Origin of the sequence: Clostridium sp. D53t1_180928_C8 (genome assembly GCF_015667795.1) — a bacterium.
Taxonomy (GTDB): Bacteria; Bacillota; Clostridia; order Clostridiales; family Clostridiaceae; genus Clostridium.
On the sequence record NZ_JADPEL010000007.1, the window covers coordinates 36,784 to 53,914 of the forward strand.

At 27.2% G+C, this 17,131-nt stretch carries 18 protein-coding genes and 1 pseudogene; 14 read left to right on the top strand and 5 right to left on the bottom strand.

The window, feature by feature from the left end; all coding sequences use genetic code 11:
- Positions 1 to 62: 62 nt before the first annotated feature.
- Together I4V51_RS06850 and I4V51_RS06855 are read left to right on the top strand one after the other, a co-directional pair.
- Complete coding sequence (locus I4V51_RS06850) at positions 63 to 2,255, top strand: type IA DNA topoisomerase (protein ID WP_195987582.1); 2,193 nt, start codon at positions 63 to 65, stop codon at positions 2,253 to 2,255.
- Between the two features lie 231 nt (positions 2,256 to 2,486).
- Positions 2,487 to 3,266, top strand: coding sequence for a ZIP family metal transporter (locus I4V51_RS06855; RefSeq protein WP_195987583.1), 780 nt, complete (start codon positions 2,487 to 2,489; stop codon positions 3,264 to 3,266).
- A 98-nt stretch (positions 3,267 to 3,364) separates the two neighbouring features.
- On the opposite strand, the gene I4V51_RS06860 is transcribed toward I4V51_RS06855, so the two are convergent.
- Both I4V51_RS06860 and I4V51_RS06865 read right to left on the bottom strand, forming a co-directional pair.
- Positions 3,365 to 4,066, bottom strand: a complete 702-nt coding sequence (locus I4V51_RS06860; RefSeq protein WP_195987584.1) for an LrgB family protein — start codon at positions 4,064 to 4,066, stop codon at positions 3,365 to 3,367.
- Between the two features lie 4 nt (positions 4,067 to 4,070).
- Positions 4,071 to 4,460, bottom strand: a complete 390-nt coding sequence (locus I4V51_RS06865) for a CidA/LrgA family protein (RefSeq protein WP_195987585.1) — start codon at positions 4,458 to 4,460, stop codon at positions 4,071 to 4,073.
- A 169-nt stretch (positions 4,461 to 4,629) separates the two neighbouring features.
- On the opposite strand from I4V51_RS06865, the pseudogene I4V51_RS06870 reads away from it, so the two are divergent.
- A pseudogene (locus tag I4V51_RS06870) lies at positions 4,630 to 4,896 on the top strand (ABC transporter substrate-binding protein); the annotation flags it as partial.
- A 51-nt stretch (positions 4,897 to 4,947) separates the two neighbouring features.
- Here the strand turns inward: I4V51_RS06870 and I4V51_RS06875 are convergent.
- Complete coding sequence (locus tag I4V51_RS06875) at positions 4,948 to 6,510, bottom strand: recombinase family protein (RefSeq protein ID WP_195987587.1); 1,563 nt, start codon at positions 6,508 to 6,510, stop codon at positions 4,948 to 4,950.
- A 329-nt stretch (positions 6,511 to 6,839) separates the two neighbouring features.
- Between I4V51_RS06875 and I4V51_RS06880 the strand changes: the two genes are divergently transcribed.
- The 6 genes from I4V51_RS06880 (at position 6,840) to I4V51_RS06905 (ending at position 9,441) form a co-directional block, all read left to right on the top strand.
- Positions 6,840 to 7,091 (top strand): hypothetical protein, encoded by a 252-nt coding sequence (locus I4V51_RS06880; RefSeq protein WP_195987588.1) that lies wholly within the window; start codon positions 6,840 to 6,842, stop codon positions 7,089 to 7,091.
- Between the two features lie 100 nt (positions 7,092 to 7,191).
- Entirely contained in the window at positions 7,192 to 7,350 is a 159-nt protein-coding gene (locus I4V51_RS06885) for a hypothetical protein (RefSeq protein WP_195987589.1), read from the top strand.
- A gap of 174 nt (positions 7,351 to 7,524) precedes the next feature.
- Entirely contained in the window at positions 7,525 to 7,911 is a 387-nt protein-coding gene (locus I4V51_RS06890; protein ID WP_195987590.1) for a YopX family protein, read from the top strand.
- Complete coding sequence (locus I4V51_RS06895; protein ID WP_195987591.1) at positions 7,908 to 8,060, top strand: hypothetical protein; 153 nt, start codon at positions 7,908 to 7,910, stop codon at positions 8,058 to 8,060. The genes I4V51_RS06890 and I4V51_RS06895 overlap by 4 nt, the downstream gene beginning before the upstream one ends.
- Positions 8,061 to 8,156: 96 nt before the next feature.
- A complete protein-coding gene (locus tag I4V51_RS06900; RefSeq protein WP_195987592.1) occupies positions 8,157 to 8,558 on the top strand; it encodes a hypothetical protein in 402 nt (133 codons plus the stop codon).
- Positions 8,559 to 9,189: 631 nt separating this feature from the next.
- Positions 9,190 to 9,441 carry a hypothetical protein gene (locus I4V51_RS06905; protein WP_243281431.1) on the top strand — a complete coding sequence of 84 codons (252 nt, stop codon included), beginning with the start codon at positions 9,190 to 9,192 and terminating at the stop codon, positions 9,439 to 9,441.
- Positions 9,442 to 9,631: 190 nt separating this feature from the next.
- Here the strand turns inward: I4V51_RS06905 and I4V51_RS06910 are convergent, their stop codons facing one another.
- Positions 9,632 to 9,862 (bottom strand): DUF4318 domain-containing protein, encoded by a 231-nt coding sequence (locus I4V51_RS06910; RefSeq protein WP_195987593.1) that lies wholly within the window; start codon positions 9,860 to 9,862, stop codon positions 9,632 to 9,634.
- Positions 9,863 to 9,955: 93 nt separating this feature from the next.
- Complete coding sequence (locus tag I4V51_RS06915; protein WP_195987594.1) at positions 9,956 to 10,993, bottom strand: transglutaminase domain-containing protein; 1,038 nt, start codon at positions 10,991 to 10,993, stop codon at positions 9,956 to 9,958.
- A 394-nt stretch (positions 10,994 to 11,387) separates the two neighbouring features.
- Between I4V51_RS06915 and I4V51_RS06920 the strand changes: the two genes are divergently transcribed.
- From I4V51_RS06920 to I4V51_RS06940, 5 genes are all read left to right on the top strand, one after another.
- Entirely contained in the window at positions 11,388 to 12,173 is a 786-nt protein-coding gene (locus I4V51_RS06920; RefSeq protein ID WP_195987595.1) for an ABC transporter substrate-binding protein, read from the top strand.
- Between the two features lie 92 nt (positions 12,174 to 12,265).
- The gene (locus I4V51_RS06925; RefSeq protein ID WP_195987596.1) at positions 12,266 to 13,033 is read left to right on the top strand and encodes an ABC transporter ATP-binding protein; all 768 of its coding nucleotides are present in this window, start codon (positions 12,266 to 12,268) and stop codon (positions 13,031 to 13,033) included.
- Positions 13,026 to 13,826 carry an ABC transporter permease gene (locus I4V51_RS06930; RefSeq protein ID WP_195987671.1) on the top strand — a complete coding sequence of 267 codons (801 nt, stop codon included), beginning with the start codon at positions 13,026 to 13,028 and terminating at the stop codon, positions 13,824 to 13,826. The genes I4V51_RS06925 and I4V51_RS06930 overlap by 8 nt, the downstream gene beginning before the upstream one ends.
- Positions 13,827 to 14,009: 183 nt before the next feature.
- Complete coding sequence (locus I4V51_RS06935) at positions 14,010 to 15,662, top strand: tetratricopeptide repeat protein (RefSeq protein ID WP_195987597.1); 1,653 nt, start codon at positions 14,010 to 14,012, stop codon at positions 15,660 to 15,662.
- Between the two features lie 232 nt (positions 15,663 to 15,894).
- On the top strand, positions 15,895 to 16,995 hold the full coding sequence (locus tag I4V51_RS06940) for a 6-phosphofructokinase (protein ID WP_195987598.1): 1,101 nt from the start codon (positions 15,895 to 15,897) through the stop codon (positions 16,993 to 16,995).
- Positions 16,996 to 17,131 lie beyond the last annotated feature (136 nt).

Genomic DNA, 17,131 nt, shown 5'->3' on the forward strand with positions numbered 1-17,131 from the left:
AAATATTATAAAATATAGACTTGGAAATGGAATATAGATACTGATTTAAGGAGAAAAATATTTTGAAAAAAGTAATTATAGCAGAAAAACCATCAGTAGCTAAGAATATAGCAGATGCATTTAAAATAAAGACAAGAAGAGATGGTTATTATGAAGGCGAAGATTATTTAGTTACTTGGGCTTTTGGGCATTTACTTCAACTATACGATGCTAAAGACTATGATGAAAATATGAAAGGATGGAGGATGGAAAAGTTTCCATTTATTCCTGAGGACTTTAGGTATAAGATAAAATGTGATAGTAGCAATAGGGAAGTTGTAGATAAAGGTGCTGAAAAGCAGATTAATACAATAAAAGGATTAATTGATAGGGAAGATGTTGATGGAGTAATTTCTGCCACTGACTATGATAGAGAAGGGCAAGTAATATCAGATGAATTATTTATTCATTACGATATTAAAAAGCCTATATATAGACTTCTACTTAATGAGTGGACGGAAGATGAAGTTAAAAAGGGAATGGCTAATTTAAAGTTAAATAGTGAAATGAAGCCACTTCAAGATGCAGGTATTGGAAGACAATTAGCAGATTGGACAATAGGAATTAATTTAACTTCAGTTGCTACTCTTCGTTATGGAGCAAGTGAAAAAAAGACTATTAACATTGGAAGAGTTTTACTTCCAACGTTGAAAATTATTTATGATAGAGACAAGGAAATTGAAAATTTTAAAGAATCTTCTTATTATAAATTATTAGTTAGTTTAAAATCTAAAGATAATGTAGAATTTGAAAGTCTTTATTATGAAAATTCTTCTGAAAAATTTGAAAAGAAGGATTATCTAGATAATTTATGCAAGGTATTAAAAGAAAAGCAAGCTGTAGTTGTTGAAAAGGAAATAGAAAAGAAGAGGGAGTATCCTCAAAGTCTTTTTAATCTTTCTAACTTACAAGGTTATATTACTAGTAAATATAAAGGTTGGACTTCAGATAAGGTTCTTAAAGTTGCTCAAGGATTATATGAAAAGAAACTTATTACTTATCCAAGAACAGCTAGTAGTGTATTAGAAGAGAGTCTAGTTGATAAGGCTAAAAAAGTTTTAGAAACTCATAAAAAGGGTCTTCCTTATGAAAGCGAAATTAAGTTTGTTCAATCAAAAAGAGTATTTGATAATTCTAAGGTAGAAAGCCATAGTGCTATTACTCCGACATATATTATTCCAAAAGGGTTAAGCACTGAAGAACAATACGTTTATACAGCAATAAAAAATAGATTTATAATGCAGTTTATGCCAGTTGCAGAGTTTGAAGAAACCAAGATTACTTTAAAGGTTAATGATGAAGCATTAAAGGGTGAATTTATTTCAAAAGGTAAAGTTGAAATAGTTAAGGGTTGGAGAGTAGTTGAAAAAATAGAAACAAAAGATACTATACTTCCTTTAGTTGAAAAAGGTGAAAGCTTAGATATTGTAGATAGCAAAGTTAATAAAGTAACTAAGAAACCACCTAAGCTTCATACAGAAAAAACACTTTTAAGAGTAATGGAGACTTGTGGTAAAGGCTTTAAGGAAGAAAAAGAAGAAAAAGATGATAGTGTAGATGATGAAAGTAATTCAGAGGAAATGATGCAGGCTATCTTAAGCGGATTTAGTATAGGTACTCCTGCCACAAGGGCTGAAACAATTAAAAAGCTTAAGGATATAGGGTACATAAGAACGAAAGGAAAAAGTCTTACTACTACAGAACTTGGAAGAACTATAGTAGAAATTTTCCCGGCAAAAGAGCTTTTAGACTTAGAATATACAGGGAGATTAGAAAAAACATTATCAGATATAGAAAAGGGTAAATTTAAAAAAGAAGATTTCTTAAAATTAATTTTTGATTTTACTACAAATTCTGTTGAAAAAATAAAGAATGATACATCTATGTTGCATAAGTTTAAAGTTGAGAAGCCAGAAGGTGCAGAAGAGGTAGGAAAATGTCCTGTTTGTGGTAATGCTATAATTGAAGGCGAAAAGGGCTTTGGATGTACTAACTGGAAAAATGGATGTAAGTTTACTATTTGGAAAAATGATAAGTTTATAGAGTCTATGGGAAAAAAGGTAACTAAGGAAATGGTTGAACTTTTACTTAAGAATGGAAAAGTAGGTTTTAGAAATTTAAAAAGTAAAAAAGGAACTTTATTCTCAGCTTATTTAAGATATGAAAAGGATGAAAAAACAGGCTATTATAGTTGGAAGTTTGAATTTATAAATTAATAATTCATAAGTGTAATAGATAGTGAAGCCTTGAAGAGGTGGTAGCTATCTATTTTTTTATAATAAAAAATGGATAGTGTATAAATAAGATTAATTTAAATTTTTAATATTTATTAGAAGTACAAAAATAGTAATTATTAAATAAAAAAATAAATATAGTAGCAAAAATAAAAAAATGGTAGTATAATATAGTTAGTGAGAATAATTATCAATTAAGAAAGAGGTGATAATATGAATACTTTAATTGGTATATTAATACCATTGTTAGGAACAACACTTGGTGCAGCATGTGTTTTTTTTATAAAAAAGGAGTTAAATCAATTAGTTAGCAAGTGTCTGCTAGGGTTTGCATCAGGTGTAATGATTGCAGCTTCTGTATGGTCTTTAATTATACCAGCAATAGATATGAGCTCTAATATGAATAAACTAGCATTTCTTCCAGCTGCAATAGGTGTTTTAGTAGGGATAATATTTATGCTTATACTAGACAAGCTAATACCCCATATTCATTTAGATAATGATAAACCGGAAGGGATGAAAAGTGAAAGGCTTAGGAAAACAACAATGTTAGTTTTAGCTGTTGTACTACATAACATACCAGAAGGGATGGCTGTAGGAATTGTTTTTGCTGGTGCAATGAATACAGGTGAAGCTATAACAATAGCGGGAGCTTTTGCACTATCGATTGGAATTGCAATTCAAAACTTTCCTGAAGGTGCTATTATATCACTTCCTTTGAAGAGTGAAGGAGTAAGTAAAGGAAAATCATTTCTTTATGGATTTGCATCTGGAATTGTTGAACCTATAGGCGCACTTTTGACAATTATATTTTCTAAGGCACTTACACCTATGATGCCATATTTTTTATCATTTGCAGCAGGGGCTATGATTTATGTTGTTGTTGAAGAATTAATTCCAGAAGCATCTAAGGGTGAACATTCTAATATAAGTACTATTGGATTTGCTATAGGATTCGTAGTAATGATGATTTTAGATGTAGCACTAGGTTAACTGAAGGAATTTAATTTATGAGGATATAAGAAATGAAAGCTTAAATAAAAATACCGTTGGAAAAAGTATTAATACTACTTTTCCAGCGGTGTTTATTTTTATATGAAAATAGATATTAGTGAGTAACAAATAGGTGCTAGAAATACAGTTATTATTCCAGCAACTCCAATAGATAAGGAGCTCATTGCACCTTCAGTTTCACCTATTTCTAAGGCTTTACTTGTTCCAACAGCATGGGAAGCTGTTCCAAGTGAAATTCCCTTAGCAATTGGATGCTTAATTTTTAAAATTTTAAATACTGTAGGTCCAACTACAGCTCCTATTATTCCAGAAACAATAATAGCAAGAACTGTTATTGATGAAATCCCACCTAGACTATTAGTAATTTCAATACCTATAGGAGTAGTAACACTTTTTGATAATAATGAAACAGTTAAACTATTATCTAATCCTAAGAAAGTAGATATAGAAATAACTGATAAGACACTAACTAAACTTCCTATAAAGATACCTGTAAAAATAGGAAGAAAGTTCTTTTTAAGTAAATGTAAGTTCTTATACAATGGTACAGCTAGTACAATTGTAGCCGGGCCTAAGAATACATTGATAAATTGTCCACCTTTGTTATAAGTATCGAAGTCGATATTAAAGATTTTTAAAAATGCAATGACAATTATAGTAGCTATTAAAAGTGGATTAAAAAGTGGAAATTTTGTTTTTCTATAAATAAATAGACCTATTTCAAAAGCTATTAAAGAAATAAAAATTCCAAAAAACATATTGTTAGTAAATAAATCCATTTAATTAAGCCTCCTTTTTATTTAGTTTATTTTTATCTTTTTCTTTAATAGATGTTTTATTACATATAAATTGAACTGTAACGCCAGTAACGGCTATAACAATTATAGTTGTTAATATGCATAAAAGTATTATTTTGAAAATACTACCTTTAAGAGAAACAAAGGATGTCATAAGTCCTACTGAAGCTGGAATAAAGAAAAATGCTAAGTGATCTAAAAAGAAGTTAGCTAAATTTTCAACTTTTTCAACTTTTATAATATTGGATGTTAATAAAACAAATAATAAAATCATTCCTATTATATTTCCAGGTACAGGTAAATTAAGAAGTCTTGAAATTATTTCCCCTGCAAAATATATAGAAAGAAGTAAAATAGATTCTCTAAAGAATTTCATTATAGAACCTCCTTTTTTTTAATACAGAAATACTTTAACACTAAAAAAATAAATAGTAAACTCCCATATAATCCGGAATAATTGAAACTACATTAATTAACAAAATATAACTATAAATCATAATATGAATCATAGTAATATAAATTAATTTAGTTAAAAAGGAGTAAGTATGAGTAAATTCCTAAAAAAATTGGCTGTTATTGTAGGGGTAGTAGCTATTGTTGGTGCTACTTTTGCAGGCTGTCAAAAGACAACCAGCAATGATGAGAAGACTACTAAAGAAAATATTAATAGTGAGGAATTGCAAACTGTACGATTAAATGAAGTGGTTAGATCCGTTTTTTATGCACCAATGTACGTAGCCATTAGTGAAGGTTTTTTTGAAGAAGAAGGTCTAAAAATTGATTTATCTACAGGTCAAGGTGCAGATACAACATATTTTAAATAACAACATATATCAATAATATATAAAAGGCTATAGAAATAACTATAGCCTTATTTTATAACCAACTTCATTAGTATCACTATCATAAGTAAAATATTCAATAAAGTTTGTTATTAAATTTCTTTTTGTTTCAATATCATCAATTAAATCAATTGAACTTTTGAAGCGTCTATAGTTTTCTAAAAGGGTTTGTTTATTATTATAATCATCTTCTAAATCAAACATAGATAAAGTTATTTCATTAATTTTTTTAGATATATTATCATTTTCTGATTTAATTTTTTTTATTTCAACTTGAATAATAGATAATATATCAATATCATTTATTAAGGCTAATTTTTTTATGAGGCCTTGTAGTAATTTATCATTTTCATTAAGATTTTTATTTAATGTTTTTAACTCATTTTTTAATTTAGAATTATTTGTTTCGGGTTTTGGGAAGTCTATAATTTTTTCTATATCAATGTTTTTGCATAAATTAATAATGAATTCTTCAATATCATCGGCATTAATCATTTTAGAATTACATCTATTAGATGCTCTATTTTTTAATTCACATCTATAACTTCTGTAGTATATTTCATGATTAGTTCTACTCCAAGAGCACATACTAGAACCGCATTTAGCACATTTTAATATTCCAGATAATAAAAATTTGTTGCCAGTTGATTTTCTTGGGGAAGATTTACTTTTAATTTCTTTTAAGATATTTTGACACTTCACCCATTCGGATCCTGAAATAATTCCTGGATGTTTACCAGTAGCAATTATCCATTCATCAATAGGATTTTCCCTTTTACCACCTTTTCTTTTGTTATATACCATCAGGCCATTATTGGGTGAGAGTTTTGTGTTTAGAAAGGAACGATTATTTTCAAAGTACTTTATGGCTTTAGAATCTGAACAGCAATATACAGGGTTCTTTAAAATTTGAAGGACTGTATTTCGACTAAAATCGCCTCCGTTTTTGCCTTTTATATAATTAGAGATTAAATGTCTTGCTATAGGAACAGTACTCTTATATTGAGGATATAGCCTATATATAAGTCTTACTATTTCCATTTCTTCTTCAATAACCTCTAACTTGTACATTTTTTTATTATTTTCTATGATTTGAACTGATTTAAAGCCTAAAGGTGGGGTTCCACCTAGCCAACGTCCAGTACGAGAAAGTTCAAGCATATTATCTTTTACTCTTTCAGCTATAGTTTCTCTTTCAATTTGAGCAAATGTAGCTGCAATATTAATCATTCCACGTCCCATAATACTATTTGTATCAAATTGCTCTGTAATGCTTATAAAAGCAATATTATTTTCCTCTAATATTTTATAAGTAGAAGAGAAGTCAGCTACATTACGAGCTATTCTATCTAACCTATAGCATATAAGAACGGTAAATCTTTTTAATTTTGCATCATTAATCATTTTAGTGAATTGAGGTCTATTAATATTTCCACCAGACCATCCTTCATCTTCATAAATTAAGAAATCTACTTCTTCATTTGTTGTATTATTAAAGTATTTTTTACAAAGTTCTATTTGATTAGAAATGGATTCACCTTTTTTAGTGGCTTTTGATTTTCTAGCATAAATAGCAACATTCATTTTATTCACCTTCGAGATATAATTTATTGTTTAGTATTAGATATTTCTTTAAGAGCCGTAATATTACCTATACTTTTAAGTAATCACCAATTTCTTCGGAAAGCATTAAATATTTAGGAGTTTACTAGAGTTTTTGTTTATGAAAATTACCTTATTATAATAATAACCACAGTCACCAACTAAGTTTAATTCAAATATTTAAATAGTGTAACTAGATGATTTTTCTAAAAGTTGAATAAATTGAAGTGAGTAAAAATTAATAAATACATTTTAACAATTAATACATTAAATGAATAGAATACTATAGAGAAAATAGAGAGGTGAAACAAATGGGGTTAGGGACAGAAGTATTTACAATACCGGGAAGTAAATTTAGAGCTGTTTGTATAAATCCAGTTGAAGATCCAGAAAAAATAAGAGAAATTAGTGAAAGATATTTCAAGGGATTAATGAATGCGTTAGAAAATCAGTTTGGAGAGTGTTGGGCAACTGTAATTATTAATAATGATGAGTATTTGAAAAAGTTAGGGTATGAGGGAGAAGAATTAGAAAAAATAATTTCTAAGAGAAAAGATAGGTGAAAAAGCATTGTATAACATATATTAAAAAAATGGACAGGCTGAAAAGCCTTGAAGATTAATAAAAATAACAAAACTTATACAAAGAGAGGATATTAGGAAAGTGGCAATAGAATTATTAAGAAAAGCTTTAGAAGATTCAATTGATTGTAATGGAATAAATAATCCAATAACTATTGAATTAAGAAATAGGCTCGAAAAAGAGATAAACAAAGAGCAAAAAGCTATTTATGAAAAATATAGAGATAAGAATATTTTATAGAGAGCAAGTTAACTTGCGAGCAAAATATTAATTAATGTTAGATAAATCAATAAAATATTATGGAATAAATGACATAGCAACAATTATATTAAGTAAAAGAAAAAGGATAAAAGAACTAGAATAAGCATTTATCTTCTAGGGATTTAAGTAGAATAAAATTAAGGGAGAGTTATTATGACAGAAATAAAATTTAAGATTTATGACAAGAATAAAAAGAGGCTTATAAGTGGAACCAGGTATAGTATAACAGGAGATGGAGAAATACAGTCATTTAATAGATATGAAATAACGGAAGGTACGATTAATAATAGGCATTTGAAACCTATTTTATATTCAGGAAAGAAAGATATTACAGGTAGAGATATTTACGAAGGTTTTATAGTAAAAAGAACAGCAGCAAAGTTAGGAGATGAAGAGATAACGGGAGTAGTTATTTTAGATGAGTACCAATGGTGGATTCAAAATCATAAAGAGAAAAGAGCTGTACCATTATTCTCGGAAGCTGCAGTAGATAGAATTATAGGAAATATATATAAATACTACGAGGAGATTAATATATGAAAAGTCTAAAAAAATTAACAAGAGAACAAAAAACATTTTTGCAAAGAAGAGAATTAAATTCAGACAATTATTTATTAGAAAGAGCAACAACAAAAGAGTATGTATTTTTTAATAATTATACAAAGGAATTAGAAGTTTATGAAAGGTAGTTAAAAGTTAATCGAAAAATTAATAATATTTTATTGGGAAAATATGTTATAATGAGCTTGCTATTGTAAATATCTTATTATTTAGGGGTGGGGCTTATGTTTAACTTGAATTTAAAAGATGAAGATATCTTAATGAAAATCACTGCAAAAAAAATAGTAACTAAAAAGGATGTTGTTGCTAATTTCGTAGGTAATCTTTTAACTGCTGCGGGTGGAGATGTTGCAGATAAAGTATGTTTAATATTAACTAAAGATATTCTTTATTTAGAATATAAAGGACATACAAGTATTGGATATGTTGAAGAAACAAGAAACGTTGAGAAGATATTATTAAGTGATTTGAAAGAATTCTTAGTAACATATAATAAAAATGAAGAATTAATAGAAGTAAAGACTGATAAAGAAAGCTTTTTATTTATTAAGGATAATACCAATGAAAAGTGTTTAGCTTTGGCTATGTCTAAATTAATAAATGATATTAATTATCAAGAATGTTAAAGTCTTTTTTTATAAATGTTAAAAAATTATATTGATTATTAATAATACCGTATTATTCAAAAAAGTGAATATGTACGGTATTTTTAATTTTGCAATTTAAATATATTGTTTGTTAAGTTAATGAGAAGTTTGTGATTATTGATTAATATTATTTATGGGGGAGGCAATAGCTATGATGGGAAGGTTAGATTTAAAAATAAAAGAAAAATAAATCTATAAAGAGAATAAGTTATTAACTAGAACCATGTATCAGGAGGTAACTTATTCTCTTCTCAGAGAAATATATTTCACATAAATAGGTTATGGAAATAAACTTATTATATTCATGGGAAAAGTTGGATGGTAATAAGGTTATTTTTTTATGAAAATTTTAATACTTTTAAGTATAGAATAAATTTATGGGAAATGAAATTTTAAAACTATAGTAATAACGAACAAGGAGCGGTGCTATTAGACTGGTTATTATTTTATACAAGAAAAGAAATTAAAGTTAGATAAGAAAAACTACGGCAAAAAATTAATAAAAATCAAGGAGATAATTTTAGTGTTAGAAGAAAAGTTTAATTTAGTTGAAAACATCCAATAAGATGTTGCAGAAATAAAAATTAAATTAGATAAGGTGGGGTAGTATATGAGTAAATTTACGGATAAGTTAATAAACTTATTTGAGGTAAAAAAGATTATAGCATTAATGATAATCACCGTATTTTGTATACTAAGCTTAAAAGGGGATATTGAAAAAGAGCAATTTACAACTGTAGCAATAATGATAGTGTCATTTTATTTTGGACAATCTACTGTAAAAGGAACAATTAAGCAAGCTACAGGAAATGATACAGATGAATCATCAAAAGTAAGTAATACAAGTGAACAAGATAAATAAAAAGATTGAAGAAGAGAATTATTTAGTCTATTGTTTTATTTGTATAAAAAATACTACTTTATATTGAGATATGTGCAGATTATCTTAAGTGATTTTAATTTTTTATTAAAAAATACGCATATTCATTTTGAATACTGCGGTATTTGAGTAATGTTAATACTTTTTATAAAGTGATAAATTAAATTTAATTTTAAGCTATTTCTTTACAAGATAAAACCCAGCAATTAATAATTTTAACACGCTGCAATTTTTTTGTAATTTCATATTTATGTCCATCTATTATAGATATAATTGGAGATGTTCTTTTTATAAACTCAAAAGATAAATTATTCCTTCCGCAATATTTTGCAATTGACATACAGATATCCTCATCGTTTTTTGGAATATCATCTAACTCAATTAAAAAACCCTTTTTTACCATTAGTTTCACTCTCCTAATAAATTTATTTGATTTATAATAATTTAAGTATATACGTCTTTTGGTTTTATTAATTCAATTACATCGGGGGGATATTTAATAGTCGAAATGATTACTAAATCTAAGGATATAGCTACCTTTTGAGAGATCCCCTTTTGTTTTTAATGGAAATACTTTACTTAAACCAACTTCTTTGGTTGGGTCTTTATAATACACAGTATCTCCAATAACAATTGCTACCCAAGCATGATTAAAAGGAGTACCACCATTAGATACTGTTCCAAGGCAAACATAAGATTCTATACCAACTTTACGACATAATTCAGATAGAATCATAGAAAGGCCTGAACAAACAGCAGATTTATTAGTTATAGAAGAAATTGATGAACTAAATTGAACTTCTTCATTTACTATATCGCCATAATTAGTTCCATATGTAAAAGAATCTGTATATTTCATATTATTAATAATCCAATTGCTAAAGTAATCAACAGCTTCTACCTGTGTTAGATCTCTAGGCATATTTAAAATTATATTTTCCAATATTGCATCAGTTTCAGTCTTAATTGAATCATATTTATTTATAAGTTCATTAGTAATACTTTCAAAAATGTTTTTTTTGTCATCATAGTTTGCAACAAACAAGTCATCAGAAATATCAAAATTATTTAATCTAGTATCATCTTTTCCTATATATATTTCTAACAATATTTTACTTATTTTATTTTCTTCAAGCTCATTATTATTTTGATTTGCTCCCCAATTAACAAGGTGGTTATCAGATGTAAATGGTAATGTAAATAATGAATAAAAATAGTTATTGTTATTATTAAATCTTATTGCATCAGCAATTCTAGATAAGTTATTAACTGATATATTTTCATCTAGAATAATTTCTCCACCTTCATAACTATTAAGTTTTTTAATTATCTTATTATAAACATTTTGTTCGATAGGTGTTAGTTGATCATAATAAAAATTTGTAGTTACATATTCATAGGTTAATGGTAATTCCTCAATATCATTTACAGATACATATTTAGATTTATTTTCATTAACTAGAGTAATTATAATTAGTAAAGTTATTATTATTATTATTAAAGAAATTACCATATGTTTTTGTTTGATTTTCATAACATTCCTCCTAAAATACAAATAATTTTTGTTAATAATAATATGTATAAAAATAGAACTTGTTAGAGATTTTCTTTTCTGTATTATATAAGCTTGTCACACAATAGTTACATAGTGCATGGTGAGATAATTTAATTTAATTAAGAATAAGTAGGTATTTGTTAAATTTTTATAAACATAATCCTTCTTAAATGATAACATATAATCCTTTACTTTCAAATAATAACTATTATTAACAGTAAAATAATGTTAAGTTTAATCTTATTCTTCAGATTTTAATTAGGTATAAATAATCTTCAAATAGATATTTCATAATTCGTAATTTAATATAGTTGCTCATGAATATTCAAATTATTTCCTTTGTTGTTATTTAGAATAAGTAGCAGATAAGACAATGCAACAATTATTAAGTGGTAATGTTGATATTGGTTTTTCAGGTCCAGAACAAGCGGTTTATATATATAATCAAGGTAGAGAAGATTATCCAGTAGTATTTGGACAACTTACTCAAAGAGACGGTTCATTTTTAGTTGGGAGAGAAGCAGAAGAAAATTTTGATTGGGCATCACTGAAAGGTAAAGAAATAATAGGCGGAAGACCAGGTGGAATTCCAGAGATGGCTCTAGAATATGTATTAAAAGAAAATGGGTTAGATCCTGCTACTGATGTTAATATGGTAACTAATGTTGATTTTACGGCTACTTCAGGAGCATTTAAATCAGGTACTGGTGACTATGTAGCATTATTTGAGCCTACAGCAACAATGCTTGAAAATGATGGTGGAGCAAGTATAGTAGCATCAGTTGGAGAATCAGCTGGTAATATAGCATATACATGCTTTTATACAACAAAATCATATATGGACGAAAATCCAGAAATATTACAGAAGTTTACTAATGCTATATATAAGGGACAACAATGGGTTAAGGAACATACAAGTGAAGAAATTGCAAAATCAATAGTTTCATATTTCCCTGGAACTGATGAAAAAGTAATAACACAAGTTATTGAAAATTATAAGGGAATTGATGCTTATTCAGAAAATCCTGTTGTTAGTGAAGATGGCTTAAATAAGCTTATGGATATAATACAAGGTTACGATTCAAGCTTAATAGAAAAAAGGCCTGATTTTAATACAATTGTAAATAATGATTTTGCAAATGAGGCTATTGGAAAATAGTTAGTTGTTTTAAGTTAGTAGTTAAGGTTAAAATTGTTACCTAATTTATTTCATTAACTACTAACTAATAACTAAGCCAAGGGGGGATAAAGGTGAGTCTCTTAGAGATAAAAAATGTAAATATGAATTATCATAAGAAAGATGGAGCAACAAAGGCTTTAAAGGATATAAATTTTACTGTTGATAGAGGAGAGTTTATAAGCATTATTGGACCATCTGGATGTGGAAAATCTACCTTATTAAATATAATTAGTGGGCTTTTACAGCCTTCTTCAGGTGAGATTAAATATAATGATCCAGAAGTTAAAAATAACTTAGATAAAATGGGTTATATGTTTCAAAAGGATTTTTTATTTCCATGGTTAACAGTGAGAGAGAATATAATGTTAGGCTTAAAGATAAAGAAGATATATACAAAGGAAAACATAGAATTTGCATCTGAATTATTAAAAAATTATGGGTTAGAAAAGTTTGAAAATCATAAACCAACAGAACTATCAGGAGGAATGAGACAAAGAGTAGCACTTATAAGAACACTAGCATTAAAGCCAGAAATATTATTGCTAGATGAACCATTTTCAGCTCTAGATTATCAAAGTAGACTAGCAGTTACAGATGATGTATATGAGATAATAAAAAAGGAAGGAAAAACTGCAATAATGGTTACTCATGATTTAGGTGAAGCTATAACAATGTCTAAAAGAGTAATAGTTTTGAGCTCTAGGCCAGCAACCATAAAAGACGATGTAAGAATTTCGTTTGAAAGAGATTATTTAACTCCATTTGATAAAAGAAAAGAAAAAGAATACAATGAGTACTTTAAGAAATTATGGGGGGAACTAGAGAATGCAAATGAATGAGGAGCATGAGTTATATTTAAAGAATATTAAAAGAAAGAAAGTTAAAATTACTGTTCTTAGGATAGCTATTTTAGTTGTATTCATTGCATTATGGGAGATTGCAGCTCAGCTTAAATGGATAGATCCATTTCTAACATCAAGTCCTAGTAGAATTTTTAATTCTTTAGTTAAATTTATAAATGAAGGAACATTATTAAGGCATATTTGGGTAACATGCTATGAAACTATATTAGGCTTTATTTTAGGAACTGTTCTTGGTGTTATAATTGCAATTTTATTGTGGTCATCAGAAACAGCGTCTAAGGTATTAGATCCATATTTAGTAGTTTTAAATGCACTTCCTAAAGTGGCATTAGCTCCTATAATTATATTTTGGGTTGGAAATGGAACATCGGCTATTATAACTATTGCTTTGTTAATTTCTATAGTTACAACTATAATAAGTGTTTTAACTGGATTTAAAGAAGTTGATAAGGGAAAGATACTGTTAATGAAGACATTTAGAGCAAGTAAATGGCAAATATTAAAATATTTAATTTTTCCTGCATGTATTCCAGTTATAATATCAGCTCTAAAAATTAATGTAGGTTTATCTTGGGTTGGAGTAATTATGGGAGAATTTTTAGTTGCTAGAGAAGGACTTGGCTTCTTAATTATATATGGTGGTCAAATAGCACAACTTGATATGGTAATGATGAGTATAGTTATCTTATCACTTATTGCTTTTGTAATGTATGAAATAGTGGCAGTTATTGAAAATAAACTTTGCAAAAAAGATGATTCATATAATTAAATGATGAGATAATTTAATTAGGAGTTAAAGTCTATTTTGTAGAATTTAACTCCTGATTTATTGAAAATTACAAATAATATTCTACAAATTTTTTTGTTTTTTTAATAAATAATTGAAAAATGCTGATGATTTTGATAATATTATAATACATAATAAAAAATATTAAACCAATATGGAGGTTTTATGGAAAGAAAGAAAAACGACTCCTTAAAGGAAAATAAAAAGGTAAATAAAGAAAATAGATATATAGGATCGATAGTAACATTAGTTCTTTCATTAGTTTTTGCATTTGTAGTATTAGTATCAATACAGACTATTATGGGAGAGAAAACAGTATCAATAACAGATAATAAGGCTGAACAGTATTATTACGATGGAAAATTGGATGAGGCTATTAATGAGTATACGACAATGCAAAATGATGATAGTTGGCCAATTTGGATAGTTAAAGCAGCTGAAGTTTACTCTGTACAGGGTGATGTAACTAAATCAGACAACTTATTAAGAGAAGCAATGGTAAAAAGAGATAAAGTAATGTTAGAAGATGGAGATAAATACATAGAGCAAGATAAGGAATTAATTAATAAAGTTGTATTTACTTTCTATATAAATAATGAGTTAGATCAAGCAGAAAGTTTAGGAGAATATTATTTAAGTACATATAGTACATATAAACCATTATTAAAAACTATGTTTGGAATATACTTAGCTAAACAAGACACTAAGTCAGCAGAAGGAATAGTTAAGTCATATCCAGTTAATGAAGAAGATGCTTATGATTTAGCAGTTTTAGCTAAAATGGAAATGATGTTAGGAAATTATGATGATGGATTATCTAATTTAAAAAAATCTTATAATTTAGATAAAAATGAAATTAAGTCTTTTGATGTTATAATGGAAACTAGCGAATTTGATAAAGATAAATTATTAAATAAGCTTGAAGAATTATCAAAAGAAGAACCGGAAGAAGAAGTATATAAAGTTTGGATAAATGAGATTAATATGTTAGATAGCTCAAATATGAATTTAGATGAAGCTATAACTAATGAAATTAATAACAACATTAATATTGAAGCTTTAGATAAAGATTCATATGTTTATAATTATGCGGAGGCATGGAATTATTATAATAAAGGTCAGTATGATAAAGCATTAGAATATTGTAATGCTGCAATTATAGCTAATCCTGAATATGAAAATACTTTTGGTATTTTAATGCCTAAAATATTAATTGCAAATGGTAATTCTGATAAAGTTGAAGGGTATTTTAGAACAGCTATATATAATGAACCATTTAATTATAATTTAATTACAAGTATAGCAAAAGTATATGAAAAAGATATGAAAAACTATAATAAAGCTAAGGCATGCTTAAACTTTGCTTTATTATTAAATAAAGCTAAAGATGCTTTATATTATGATTTAGCTTTTATTGACATGGATATGGAAAATACTAATGAGGCTATTAATGCTTTAAATGAAGCAATATCACTAAATAAAGATTATTATAAATATTATAGAACTTTAGGAACTGTATATTTTAATGATAAAAATTATGAGAAGGCAATTGAAAATATAAGAAAAGCTTATTCATTAAATGAAAAAGATGTTTTATCACTTAATAATGCTGCTTGTTATTATATTATGGTAGATAAAGATATATGGAGAGGATATTCTAATATAGAATCTGCATATAACGACATGCCAAGTGATTTAGATCAAGCTTCAAAAGACTTGATTACAAAAAACTATGAAAAAATTAAAAAAGTGTATGATAAGTATGTAAATGATGAAAGTACAGTTATTGAAATTAATGATTTAAAATTATCATATTAGTTATATTAAATAAAAAATAAGATATAAAAGGTGAATTCTACGGAATTCACCTTTTATATTTTATTTATAGAAAAAGTTAACAAAAAAATGCTTTCCAGATATTTGAATTTGTGATATTATAATAGAAGAATAAATATTCTGAATTTTATGAATAAGAATGTAATAATAAGAAATTTAACGGGGAAAAATGCAGAGAAGTTTATTAGGTAATCGGGTAGGGAGGTATTTTCAAATGGAACAAAGAATTAAAAAAATAGCTTTATTAACAGGTGGTGGAGATTGTCCAGGATTAAATGCAGTAATAAGGGCAGTAACAAGAACAGCAATATTAAATTATGGTATTGAAGTAATTGGATATAAATTTGGATATAGAGGATTATATAATAATGATTTTATTCCATTAACATTAGATACAGTATCAGGAATCTTACATAGAGGAGGTACTATTCTTTATAGTTCAAATAAAGATAACTTATTTGATTATCTTGTTGAAGAAAATGGAGAAATGGTTAAAAGAGATGTTTCTGATGTAGCTGTAGAAAATTTAAAAAAAGAAGGAATTGACGTATTAGTTGTTATAGGGGGAGATGGTACTCTAACATCTGCAAGAGATTTTGCAAGAAAAGGTGTTAATGTAATTGGAGTTCCTAAAACAATTGATAATGATTTAGCATCAACAGATGTAACTTTTGGATTTAATACTGCAATTGATGTTGTTACAGAGGCTTTAGATAGACTTCACACAACAGCAGAATCACATCATAGAATAATGTTATGCGAAGTAATGGGAAGAAATGCAGGGTGGATAGCATTAGAAGCCGGTATAGCTGGTTCAGCAGATATTATTCTATTGCCAGAGATTCCATATGATATTAATAAAATTGCTGAAAAGGTAAAAGAAAGAGAAGCTCAAGGAAGAAACTTTACTATTATAGTTGTTTCGGAAGGGGCCAAGCCTAAAGATGGAGAAGTTGTAGTAGCTAAAATTGTAGCAGATAGCCCAGACCCTATAAGGTTAGGTGGAATAGGAAATAAGCTTGCGGGAGATTTAGAAAAATTAATTAAAGATCATGAAGTTAGATGTACAGTATTAGGACATGTTCAAAGAGGCGGAAATACATCAACATATGATAGAATATTATCTACAAGATATGGAGTGGCAGCTGTTGAGCTTATGATAGAGGGTAAGTTTGGGGAAATGGTTTGTTTAAAGGGTGATACAATAAGTAGTGATTCTTTAGAAAATGTAATTGGGCAAAAAACTAAGCATGTCAATATTGACGGAGAATTAGTACAAGTTGCGAAAAAAATAGGAATTACTTTTGCTGAATAAAGAATAATATAATAATATTTTAAATATTATTAGTGGTAAGTGGAAATAATATAGGGGTAAGTTTTTTAGACTAAACTATATATTTTAAACTTACCACTATTTTTAATATAGAGAATAATGGAAATTTTTTAGCAGG